The following is a 12,737-nucleotide window of genomic DNA, read 5'->3' on the forward strand; positions in this document are numbered from 1 at the left end:
CTAGAAAACTCCTGATTTAGATGTATCTGTTGTACTTCCTTGATCAAATATAGAAGTAAAGTCGTTGGTAGCTTTTTTAATTTCTTCTGCGTATCTATTAGTTGTTTCTTCTAATCTTTCGTTATCAATTTTAGGTTTAAAGAAGAATGACATAACAATTAATAAAAGGATTGCAAAAGGCAATGTGATTAATGAAATTCAGATAACTTCAGTGATCTTGCTAACGATCTCTGGATTGATTGTTGCAGTTGTAACAAAATCAATTCGAGGAGGAACACTATGCAAACTAATAATTCCTTGAACTAATGAACCACCTGCAAATGGTGTTAAGAATGGTGAGAAAGAATAAACTAGTAAGAATAATAAGAAGAATACTAAAGATCTGATTTTGAAACTATATTTAATGTTGTCATTAATCTGAGGAACTTTAACTTCCTTATTCATATAGGTGCTAATCAAAGCTACTGCATTCTGCACTCTCTTAGGAGGCGTTTTACCTGTTGCTGAATTAATGTAAGAGACTGAAGTTAGCACACTAACACCAATCAAGACCGCAGATGAAACAAAATTAGGTGTTGAAAAGATTGGATATGAATTCTTATCAAATTGCGATATAAATGTTGGTACTGCTTGTCTTTGGAACAAGATGAAGTATCAAATCATCAAACTTGCACCCAATATTGCAAACAACAAACTTACCACAAAAGCTAGATAGTTTAATAACGGCATTAATTTAGATTTTTGTTTATAAAGAAAAATCTTACCGATATCAAGTTCTGATCTAACTACGATACTAGCAAACTGACGGTAATCAGGTTGACCAATAGTTGTAAAGATCTTTTCTAAATTATCTTTTAGATTATTTGCTGAATTAACTCCAACTCCAAAAGGAATAGATCTATTTGATTTAATCTCATCTTCTTCGATATCTGAAACTGTAGGAGTAGCAGCTTGAGCTTTACTATCTACTGAATCTTTAGAATCAGTAGATTTACTAGATGCTTTATCATTCTTAATAATTTCGTCAAAAGACAGATTAAAGGTGTTTAAAATGAAGATATCAAGATAACGAATGTCATCCATTGCGTCATCAACATCAGTATATTTAGCTAATTCATCTACAGTCTTTTTGTCAGACGAATGTTGATTTAATCTTTCTAAAGCTACATCAACATATTCTAAATTTTGTGATGCATTTTCTGTTTGAGTTGCTAAGTATTTATAAGCAGCTACTTGTTTGAACAAAACATCTCTAAAAGCTTTGTTCTTAAGTTCAGTAGCAAATTTCTCACTATTGAAGATAGTGTTGAGCTTATATTTAAGGTTATCTAACGTTGTATTAAGGTCTTTTGACATATTAATGAACACCTTTAATGATAAAGAACTTTAGGGTTTGATACGAATCAGATAAGTTCCTTTTATTATTAATATCTAATTTTAACAAATTAACAATAAAATTCTTGATAACGACTGCAGACCTAACGTAAAGATCTCTATAGGTATATTTTACCCAATAAAGATTAACACCCATTTTTTTAGCTATTTCTTCATCAGATAATTTCATACTTTTTCCCAGCAACATCAAGTAAATTTTGCTAAACATAGTTATTAGCATGGAAATAATCTCGGTGGGTTGTCGTTTATTTTCGATTAGATCTTCATAAATAATCAAGATTTCATCTACTTTGTTATTAATAATCTCTTTAGCAAGGTTGTATATCTTTTTATCTGAGTGATCGATAATGATCTTTTCGATTAATTCACTGTTATATAAAGTTTCTTTATCAACATATTGCAGTTTTTGTATTTCATTCGCTATTAATCTAGCATCTGAATTAGTCTTATCACTTATTAGGTAAACTAATCAATTTGGGTATTCTGTCAATAAATTATCTAATTGTTTTTTAATGAAACCAATTTTATATTCGTTATTTTTATCTAATGGTTTTATCTCATTTTTACCGGCTATTTTTAATAATTTTTCTTTTTTTGAATCATAATTTTTACTAACTAATAGATAAATGTTTTTAGGTGAATTATTGATGCTATTAATGATGATTTTGCTTTCATCTAAGTTGAAATCCTTATAAAGAAAAGTGGGGTTAATAATAGCCAAATCTTTGTTTGAATTGGTATCAAATAAACCAGAACTCAAATATGGAGCTAAATTGGTATTTTCATCATAATTAACTCACACAATGTTTTGTGGATTCAACTGTTGAGTTAAATAATCTTGGGATAAGTAAAAATCATCACAAATAACCAGGTAATTCATTAATTAAACCTTTTGATTCATATATAGCTGATAAATAGATAATAAATTAATAAATAGTAATAAGGTATTCAACTCGATAGTTGTTTAAAACTTATAAGTAGTACGTTTATTTGAAGAACTTTTACTACCTTAATAAATCATTCATGAATAATCGCTAAAAAAGGTCACAAGATACTAAATGGAAATAAAAATAGGTTTATGAAATACATACCTATAATCATTGGGCTTAGAATGATTGATCAAAATATTGTTAATAGATTAATTTTTCCATATCCATTAATTATCAATCCACCTAAAACGAAATTGATAGCTACACTAACTAATAAGGACTTCACAAAGTTATTTAGTTTTTTGATTTGAAAAATAGCATAAATCACCAAAATACTTAAATAGCTCAAGATATATGAATAGTTTCTAAAAGCATAAGGATTTAATAACAATAGGATGATTCCAGAACTAGCTATACTTATTAACCTATAGTTCTTGTTTCTTAAATACCTTTTGAAGATTAAGTTTAAAACTAAACATAATAAAACTCTGAGTACACCATAACTAAAACTTAATAGATAAGAATAAAATAATAAACATAAAAAAGCTACAAAATTACCGGCGATTTTGTAATTTTTAAATATTTTTAGGATTAATAAATTTATTAAAGATAAATGTAATCCACTAATTACTAATAGGTGTGCAACAGACAAGTTTAGGAACTGATTATATAGTGAACGGTTATCGCTGTTCTTAATATTAAATAACGTTAATAATAACAATCCTCTAGACTGCTTATTGGGATTAGATTTCAAATAATTTACTATGATAGCTCTTAAATCATATTGCTTGGGAATCTTATCTAGTAAATTCTTAATGTTAATCCCTTCAAGTCGAAAATATCCATAAACAAAGTAATAGATTACAAAAAGCAGAAAGACTAGAATAATAGGTACACTAATCCTGTAACTGAATAAGAACAGGTTTATGCCACAAAAGACAGCACCTAAAACTAATACTAGAATTAATTGCTGTCTAACAAAAACATATCCTAATAACCATATGGAAATTAAACAAAATAACAGAGCTAATCCGTAATTTTGTTTAATGCTTTCTTTTAAAGTCTGCTCCATATACAAGATATGGCAAAACTTCTTATTTTAAAGAATTTAGTTTATCTTGTTTTAGTTTAAGTTCTTCTTGATAATTACTTAACTTCTTTAATTCAGCTTCGTATTTTTCTTTTGGAGCTTTATTTTTAAAGTTCTCGTTGTTAACGATATTTAAGCTTCTTTCAACTTCTTTTTCGAGTTTAGATATTTCAAGAACTAACTTATCAATAATCTTAGTTTTATCTTGAGTATATACAACATAATACTCATTATCTTCAGATGAAATTAAGAATAGATCATCAAGTTTTTGATCAGATACTTTAATTAAGTTCACATTCTCAGCTTTTAAGTATTTAGTTAAATCTTTGATATAACTAACATCATTTTTATAAAGTAAATCTAAAGCATCTTTATTCTTAAGATCAAAACTTTGTTTAAAGTTTCTTATCTTGATAATAAGATTAAAGATCTGATCGAAATCAGTAGAACTAATCTCGGCCATAATTAAACTTGGTCATTGTTCAAGAATGATTGAAGGTTTAGGATCGTCAAACTCAAAAGTGTTGTAGATCTGTTCTGTAATAAATGGAACAGAAGGATGTAGCATGATTAAAAGCCTTCTAAAGATTTCGTTAGCTAACTCATACTTAGCTTTTGATCATTGCGCTTTTTTGTTTAGTTCAATATAAACATTAGCAAAATCATCTCAAATGAAATCACTTAATTGTTTGTTTGATAAAGCAAATCTGTATTCTTTTAATTTATCCTGAATTCCCGCATTAACTTCATTAAAACGATTAATGATTCAACGATCTAAACTGTCTAATGGTTCATTTGTTAATTTAGTTTGATCGATTAATTTTAGATATTTAGCTAAGTTTCACAACTTATTTAAGAATGAAGCCGCCGCTTTAATCTTTTCAACATTATATGAAACATCTTCACCAGGTGAAGTGTTTGATGTTAAAAATAATCTTAATGCATCAGCACCATACTCGTCAATGATCTTAATCGGATCAACTCCGTTATTCAAACTCTTAGACATCTTACGATTTTGTTCGTCTAAGATTAATCCGTGTAGCAATAAGTCATGAAATGGAATCGATTTCTTCAATAACCAAGACATGAAGATCATTCTTAAAACTCAGAAGAAAACGATATCATATGCAGTAACCAACAATGAGTTGGGATAATTAGCACTAAATTCTTTTTCATCTAAACCATCATCAAAACAGATTAATGGTCAAAGTGCTGACGAGAATCAAGTATCTAATACATCGCTATCTCTTATATAATCTTCACTAGGTGAGTTGATACTTACTACTAGATCTTCTGGATTGTCTTTATGATATCAAGCTGGAATCTGATGTCCTCAAACTAATTGTCTAGATATACATCAATCTTGATTGTGATCTAATCAGTTATTAATCGTATCTAAAAAACGTTTTGGATAAATCTTGATGTTATCTTCGTTATTAACCAGTTTTTTAATCTCATCAACAAACTTTGTTGTAATTAAAAACCATTGCTTAGATAACAATGGTTGAACGATCGCATTAGATCGATCTGAATAACCGATGTTACTGACAATATCTTCAAATTTAACGTATTTATCTTCGTCTATTAACTTCTTAACGATTAATTCTCTTGCTTCATAAAGATCTAATCCATTAAACTCTAAAGCTAGTTCGTTTAATGTTCCATCAAAGTTAATACAACTTAATTCTTCTAATTGATATTTCTTTGATAACGCATAGTCATTATGATCATGACCGGGAGTACACTTCATTACTGCACTACCAAATTCCATATCAATATATTCATCAACAAGAATAGGAATTAACTTGTTGTTTAATGGATTAATTACCTTCTTGTTGTGATACTTAAGATATCTTTGATCATTTGGATTAACAAAAACTGCAGTATCTGCATAAACCGTTTCAGGACGAGTGGTAGCGATCACTAAATAATCACTACTGTCTTCTAGATAGTACTTGATATAATGCAGTTTTTGTGGGGTTTCTTTATTAATTACCTCGATATTTGAGATTGCTGTATTTAATTTAGTATCTCAATTAACAAGGGTATATTTTTTAACTATATAACCTTGTTGATATAGTTTTACAAATACATCTAAAACGTATTTGTTTGATTGTTGAGATAATGTAAACTTTTCTTTTTTTCAATTAAGTGCTAAACCTAATGATTTGGCTTGATTCTTAATTGTTTTTGAAGATTCTTGTGATCACTCATAGATATTATTAAAGTGCGTAGTTCTATCATCTTTTTTGTAATCGATATTTTTAGCTCTTTGGATTGATTCAAACTTAGTTTGGGTAGCAATCCCAGCATGATCAGTTCCAGGGATCCAATTGACCTTTCCCATTAACAATTTTTGGTAACGAACAATTAAATCTTGAATTGATAAATTTCATGCGTGTCCAATGTGCAAGATTCCTGTTAGATTGGGTGGAGGCATGATAACACTGAAAGGTTTGGTGTTGGGATCACTAAAATCTGAATCTTGATTAGCATAATCAGTAGCTAATCAAAAATCCACCACTCCTTCACTTACAGTTTTATGATCGTATTTTTGATTCAAATCAATCTTTTTTAATTGCTTCATAATTTTTAAAAATATCTAAGAAATCACTTCAGTAATCTTAAGCATTAAATTATTTAAGTTTTGTTTGTTTTTAGCGCTGATTAGAAGAATTTTATCTTCATTAACTTTAAGAGTATCCAAAATCTTTACTTTGTTGTTAGCATAAGTAGATTTAGCGTGTTTATCAATCTTATTGAACACGATATAGTAATCAACATCTAATGTTGTTAATGTACGAGCAACATCAATATCTTGAGCAGTGATCACCCCAAGATCTAGGATTAAGAAAATGCCTGCTAAATTTTCTCGGTGGTTTAAGTAATCGGTTAAAAAAGATGAGATCTCATCTTTTTGTGACTTGTTAATCCGTGCATATCCATAACCAGGTAAATCAACAATTCGTTTATTGTTAATCTCATAAAAGTTAATCGTAACCGTTCTACCTGGTGTTTTAGATGTTTTAGCAATCTTTGTATTCGCTAAACCGTTAATAATTGTTGATTTACCAACATTAGAACGACCGATTAAACACACCTCTTTTTTAGAATCGTTAATGCAGTCTTTTAAATTAGTTGCACTTTTAATAAAACGATTCATGCTCGTTATTTAGTTTCCTTAGTATAAGCACGCATCATTTGTTTAACTTGTGCTTCAGAAGGCTTACGACCCATTTGAGCATATAAGCTACGGATTTGTGCTTCTGTAATCGGTGGATTCTTACGCATTTGACGTTTAAACACTTTCATTGATATGAAATAACCTAAAAACGCCCCTACAATTAAACATAAGGGGATGCTTATACCTAGCGCTAATCCTAATACCATCATTTTTTAACTCCCAATCATTACTTTAATTACCAAATTCACTATGGATTTGATAATTATATTTTTAGATTTTGTGAGCAACTTACATTTATTAAGCTAATGTAGATTTTTGTCCATCTTCTTTAGCTGCATTAAGTTGCTTGTTTGACTCTTCGTCTTTAATTTTATTATCTAATGTTTTAATTTTATTATTAGATTTTCGTGCTCGTCTTGGTTTTCTAACATAAGTCTTATGTTCAGTTGTTTTATGATCGACTTCTGGTCGGTTTTGTGACAAGACATCACCCCAAACTACTTTTTGTGCTCTTGAAATGAAATAGCTAGGCAGATTTTTTAATAATACTGATTTAGAAACCGCATCGATCTGATCAAAATCAGATAATGAGATTACTGAAACTATTCTTGCAGTAACATTATTTTCTAATAATTGTTGACGGAACTCTAATGCTTCAATTAGATCATTACCGGTGGTAACAATATTAACTGTCGAATAACTATCGCAATATAGTTCGTATCCACCAAAATTGATCTTGTCTGCTTTAACGTCAACTAAATCATCAGATGAAGGTAAGATGATGTATGTTTTATCTTTTTTCTTAGATCTAAAATTGCAAAGAGTATATTTTAATTCTTCGTTTGTTCCTGGTTGAAGAACAATCCCATCTTCTTCTGAGATAAGATCAAGAACCTTGTTAATGTAATTGTTAGGAAGTTTATTGCAATTATCCACTAGGTATAAAACATGATTTTGTTTATTATCTAATTTTAATCTATCAATCGCTTTATCAATTAGATTAATATCAAGATTAATTACAGGTAAGTGAATCTTATTATCACTAATTGCTTTGACAATGACAGATGATAACTCAATCCAATTCCCTAATAAAACGATTCGACTAGAATCGATTGCTCCAACTTCATCTTCTAATTGATCATCATGATCACTAACATTTAATAAAACACTATTATGCTGATGTTTGATCAGGTCAGCTTTAAATTTAACCAACGATTGATTAACATCAATTTGTTCTTCAGATAATTCTCAATCCTTAAAAGTAAACAAATAATCAGGTAACACAAGATTATTTTGTTTTAATCGATTAACTTGATCAGCAATTAGTTCTTTTAGTTTAGTGACACGTTCTTTAATATTAGGATAAAGATCATTAGCGCTTTCATAAAGCACCATGAACTCTTCTCCTGTATATTCAAACCGCTTAGTTAATCGATCAAGCTCGTCTTGAGTTAAGAAATTCTTGATTGCTTCTTTAGTTCCAGCTGAATTACATCCATGACCAACAATGGTGTTAATATCAACAAATGCAGGTTTTTTAGAATTTACAGCGTAATGAAAACCAGCATCGACTTTATCAACATTATTCCCGTTAAAGACATTGATATATTTAAAACCCATATCTTTAACTAATGAAGAAAAATCTGTTACTAAATAATCTTGGGTTTCACCTCGTTCTTCAAAATGATTATTATCATAGATAATAATAAGGTTATTTAGTTTTTGGTTAGCTGCTGTTTTTAAAGCTGCTAATCCATAACTAGAATTAAGATCTGCAGCACTAACGATACAATAAATTTTATTGGTAATCGTATCGTGAGATTCTTTATTTGTTAATTTAGCATCAATTGCTAAACCAACTGCGTAAGCTAAATTATATCCAGGTTGATAAGTTGAAAAATCATAAAGATTTCTAATTTGCTTTTCATAAGAAAAGCTCGTTAAGTCTTCAAGTTTAATATCAGGGTGTTTTAATAAATATAAACACGCTCTGATATTCGATCCACCAAGTTGTTTTGATACTACTAACTTATCATTATAATTAGCATCAATATCATCTAGATCCATAACAAAATAGTTACGGAACAATACATAAAGATAAGTAGCTGCACCAAACCCATATGCAGCTGAGCCAACAAAGTTAGTGTTGACTGTATCAAACATTAAAAATCTAAAGTTATTAACGATTGAATTGGAATTTTTAGGAAAGGGTTTATTTTGATAAATCGACTTAATAACCATCTTTAATAATTTAGTAATTATCTAAATAATCGTTTATTTTCACCACTTTTTAGTTTTTCTCTAAGGTTATTTGGCACCTTAAAAATGTAGTTAGAAGCCATATATTGGTTTCTTAGTGGAATGATAATATTGTTCTCAAATTGATCTCTTAAAGATGGAACTAAGCTACGATATTCGATTCTTACTTGATCTATTATACTGGTAATTATACTAGATTTAAAATCGTTCAATTGGTCTTTAATGGGTACGTAATTACTGAACCATTCCATCATTTTTGGGAATTCAAATAAGATGTAGCGATACTTAGCTTCTAAGAACTTAAAACTTTCAAAATCGTAATAATTATCAGACTCAATGAAATTGATCGTTGGCTTTCAGACTACTCTAAAGAAGTCACAGTTAGCTAACATATCGTATTTAATATAGAAGTCAGGAATATGTGGATTCTTGCCATATTTCATGCCTAGAGCTTCAAAGAATTTCTTCTTGATCAACATCCCTTGGGTATAAAAAGAATTACTGAAGATGTAATCGATTGGATTGCGGTCTGAAATTTTCTTGTCATTGGTTGGAATATCATAGATTCCCTTCATCGGGTTAGCGGTATTTCCCACCATCGTTCTACCAACAACAATCTCAGTAAATTGCTCAACTACAGAAACCATATTCTTAATTGCATCTTGATTTAGGGTATTAGGCGTTTCTAAAAACATGAAGAAATGCCCAGATGCATATTTGATCAACTGATCATAAACAGAACCTTTACCCTTTTTAACAGGATTACGATAGATTCTTATATTTTGTTCTAGTGTTTCAAAGCGTTTTAATACTTGATAAGAGTTATCTGTTGAACAATCATCAATACAGATGATTTCAATGTTTTTATAGCTTTGAAACAGAGCTGAACTGACAGTAATTTCTATATTCTTAGCATTATTATATATAGGAATAAGGATAGAAATTAAAGGGTTTTTTACATGATAAAACTCAGAAGATCTAGAATTGGTTTCATTCATACCGCGTTTTTTGGTGTGCTTATTAATTAAATTATAAAAGCAATTTCGTCAGTTTATTAGGATGTGCTAAACAATTTTTCTAATAATTTAATATATATTTAAATTATTGTTTTTGATGGACAGAAAAACGATTTTTCATATCGATTTTGACGCCTTTTTTGCTTCAGTCGAAGAGAATTTTAACCCACATTACCATAACAAACCATTAGTTGTTGGATCCAAATCTAATAGTTCTATCGTATCTAGTGCTAACTATATAGCTAGAAAATTCGGCATTAAGTCTGCAATGCCTATTTTTCAGGCTAAAAAATTATGTCCTTCATTAATCATTGCTGAAGTCGACTACCCTAAATATGAAAGGGTGTCAGCTTATGTTTTTTCTTATCTAAGGGATTTCGTTTCCAATAAAATGGAAGTTGCTTCAATTGACGAATGTTATATGGATGTAACCGACATATTAGAAAAAAATAGTGAGATGTCTGCAAGTGATCTAGCTAAAAAGATTCAAAAACAAATTTATGAATTGACTCAGTTAACTGTATCGATTGGAATAGGCTCAAATTTGTTTTTAGCTAAGATGGCATCTGATCAAAATAAACCGAATGGAGTATATGAAATTTGACCAGATGAAATTGAAGAGAAATTATGACCGATTGAAATCCATAAAATGTATTTAATCGGATCTAAAAAAATACCCATCCTACGTCAATTAAACATTAAAAACATCGGTAATTTCGCACAATTTGATAACAGAGAATTATTAATTGATGTTTTTAAAAATATGTATTGAGAACACTACAATCATGCTCACGGTAAAGGTAGTGATTTTGTAGACTACGAAAGAAACTCACGAAAGTCTGTGTCTGTTTCAAAAAATATCAAACACAAGGTTAGTAATTACGAATCTCTATTAAAATTGTTCAACGATTTATTCGATGAAGCTTATTTAAGACTGAAAAATCATAATTTACTGGCAAAAAATATTTCAGTTTCAATAAGAACAGAAAAAACTAGATCATTGTCACACAGTTTAAAACAATACAGCGATAAAAAAACGTCGTTTTACAACAAGGCACTGGATTTATTCGAGAGATTACATAATGATCAATTGGTTTCAAATATTAGTATTTCTTTTGGGAGTATTAAAAACAAATATAAATTTATACCCAACTTTAATATTTACGAAGAGTTATCTAGAGATCAAAAAGAAACAATTTTGTTAAAGAAAATTGTTAATCAAATAAATAAAGATTTCGACAAAGAATTAGTTAATATTGCCGATGATTTTGATTATTTTAAATTTCAGAAGTAAGAATCTCTAAATCGTGAAAATTCTTTTTTAATAGATTCAAATATCTAAATAAACTTTTGTTATTTCCATAAGGAATATTTAGTTTTTTACACAGTTCTAATCTCTTATTTTTAGTGTTTAGGTTTAAAGCTAAATATTCTTCTCAAGTTAGCGACTCACATCCGTCATCATTAGAACTAATTAAATTATTAAAAGCAGATAGAACCGCTTCATTACTCGCTTCAGCTATCCCTTTTTTCTTGGAATTCTTTAGTTCATTTAAATCGATAAAAGCTTCTTTATATTCTTTTAATTCTTTAATAAGTCTTGCTCTTATCTTTTTACCTTGATAATCTGGATCTAAAAATAAGATAACTCCTCTAGTCGAACTTAGCTCCTTAATCAAGTTAATAGTTTGATCAGAGATCTCTGATCCATTAGTTTCTATTGTTTCGCAATCAAAAAGCGACTTAAGTTTAACTGTATCAGTTTTACCTTCAACGACAATAATTTCGTTTATTCTATTTCTTTTAGAAATTTCTTTAGATCTGGTGATTTTACTCATTCTTGATAAAGGCTATAAACATCACTGATAGAACCACCATTGATGTATTTATCTAAAACTAAACTATAGAAGTGGTCTAACTTTACAACCTCAAATTGTGGTTTGTTATCTAGATTCTTTTGTGTTTGATCAATGGTGTCAGTAATGTAAACTTTATCGATCTCTTTATTTTGATAACATTGATCAAATAGTTCTATAGCATTTTTATTAAATAAACCATGCGTAGCCATAACTAAAACAGTTTTAGCATTATGTTTTTTAAGTAATTTGGCTGCTGAGATGATCGTACCACCGGTATCGATCATGTCATCAACGATAATACAGCATTTATTTTTAACTTCGCCTAAGATATTGATTGATTCAGCTACATTTGGTTTAGGTCGTCTTTTATCAATAATAGCTAAAGGAACATTAATTGATTCAGCAATCTTTCTAGCTCTTTTAACACCACCATAGTCCGGTGATACCACCACTAAGTCATCAATTTTATTATCCACTAATACGTGTGATAATAAAACAAAAGAAGCTTTTAGAGTATCAACTGGAATATTAAAGAAACCTTGAGTTTGGTCGCTGTGAATATCAGTTAATGTTACTCTAGTAGCTCCTGCTGTGGTTAGTAAATCTGCAACTAGTTTTGAAGTAATTGGTTCTCTTCCTGCAGATTTACGATCTTGTCTTGCATACCCATAATAAGGGATTAATGCAGTAATTGATTTTGCTGAAGCTCTTTTAGCGGAATCAATAGCAATTAACAATTCCATTAAATTATCATTTACTGGCGAGTTAGTTGATTGAATAAAAATAACATCTTTATTTCTTAGTGTGCAATCAGGTCTAACAAAGATTTCATCATCAGCAAATTTTTGAATCGCAATTTCACCTGGTTTCATTTTCAATCTTCTACAGATTGAATCAGTCAATTTTTTAGCGGCTGACAGACCAAAGATAATATGATTGGATTTAACGTTCATGATAATTGGTATTCTAACAACTTTAATCTTAATAAATTATCTTTATTGACGT

At 29.3% G+C, this 12,737-nt stretch carries 11 protein-coding genes; 1 reads left to right on the top strand and 10 read right to left on the bottom strand.

Annotated features, from left to right (window positions below; translation table 4 throughout):
• The 8 genes from H3143_RS02800 to H3143_RS02835 form a co-directional block, all read right to left on the bottom strand.
• Positions 1-1,356 carry a hypothetical protein gene (locus H3143_RS02800; RefSeq protein WP_228444775.1) on the bottom strand — a complete coding sequence of 452 codons (1,356 nt, stop codon included), beginning with the start codon at positions 1,354-1,356 and terminating at the stop codon, positions 1-3.
• Position 1,357: 1 nt separating this feature from the next.
• A complete protein-coding gene (gene holA, locus H3143_RS02805) occupies positions 1,358-2,275 on the bottom strand; it encodes a DNA polymerase III subunit delta (protein ID WP_182078692.1) in 918 nt (305 codons plus the stop codon).
• Positions 2,275-3,396 carry a ComEC/Rec2 family competence protein gene (locus H3143_RS03575; RefSeq protein WP_228444776.1) on the bottom strand — a complete coding sequence of 374 codons (1,122 nt, stop codon included), beginning with the start codon at positions 3,394-3,396 and terminating at the stop codon, positions 2,275-2,277. The genes holA and H3143_RS03575 overlap by 1 nt, the downstream gene beginning before the upstream one ends.
• Before the next feature lie 22 nt (positions 3,397-3,418).
• Positions 3,419-6,001: a valine--tRNA ligase gene (gene valS / locus H3143_RS02815; protein WP_182078694.1), complete on the bottom strand. Its 2,583-nt coding sequence runs from the start codon at positions 5,999-6,001 to the stop codon at positions 3,419-3,421.
• Positions 6,002-6,016: 15 nt separating this feature from the next.
• The gene (gene yihA, locus H3143_RS02820) at positions 6,017-6,577 is read right to left on the bottom strand and encodes a ribosome biogenesis GTP-binding protein YihA/YsxC (protein ID WP_182078695.1); all 561 of its coding nucleotides are present in this window, start codon (positions 6,575-6,577) and stop codon (positions 6,017-6,019) included.
• A 5-nt stretch (positions 6,578-6,582) separates the two neighbouring features.
• Entirely contained in the window at positions 6,583-6,807 is a 225-nt protein-coding gene (locus H3143_RS02825; protein WP_323368751.1) for a YneF family protein, read from the bottom strand.
• Between the two features lie 88 nt (positions 6,808-6,895).
• A complete protein-coding gene (locus tag H3143_RS02830) occupies positions 6,896-8,839 on the bottom strand; it encodes a transketolase-like TK C-terminal-containing protein (RefSeq protein ID WP_182078696.1) in 1,944 nt (647 codons plus the stop codon).
• A 17-nt stretch (positions 8,840-8,856) separates the two neighbouring features.
• Positions 8,857-9,855, bottom strand: a complete 999-nt coding sequence (locus H3143_RS02835; protein ID WP_182078697.1) for a glycosyltransferase family 2 protein — start codon at positions 9,853-9,855, stop codon at positions 8,857-8,859.
• A 115-nt stretch (positions 9,856-9,970) separates the two neighbouring features.
• Here H3143_RS02835 and H3143_RS02840 point away from each other — a divergent pair, with 115 nt between their 5' ends.
• Positions 9,971-11,167 (top strand): Y-family DNA polymerase, encoded by a 1,197-nt coding sequence (locus H3143_RS02840; protein ID WP_228444777.1) that lies wholly within the window; start codon positions 9,971-9,973, stop codon positions 11,165-11,167.
• Here the strand turns inward: H3143_RS02840 and rnmV are convergent.
• Positions 11,151-11,711, bottom strand: a complete 561-nt coding sequence (gene rnmV / locus H3143_RS02845; RefSeq protein ID WP_182078699.1) for a ribonuclease M5 — start codon at positions 11,709-11,711, stop codon at positions 11,151-11,153. The genes H3143_RS02840 and rnmV overlap by 17 nt on opposite strands.
• Complete coding sequence (locus tag H3143_RS02850; RefSeq protein ID WP_182078700.1) at positions 11,663-12,685, bottom strand: ribose-phosphate diphosphokinase; 1,023 nt, start codon at positions 12,683-12,685, stop codon at positions 11,663-11,665. The genes rnmV and H3143_RS02850 overlap by 49 nt, the downstream gene beginning before the upstream one ends.
• Between the last annotated feature and the right edge of the window lie 52 nt (positions 12,686-12,737).

Source organism: Mycoplasma tullyi (assembly GCF_014068355.1).
GTDB classification, from domain to species: domain Bacteria; phylum Bacillota_I; class Bacilli_A; order Mycoplasmatales; family Mycoplasmoidaceae; genus Mycoplasmoides; species Mycoplasmoides tullyi.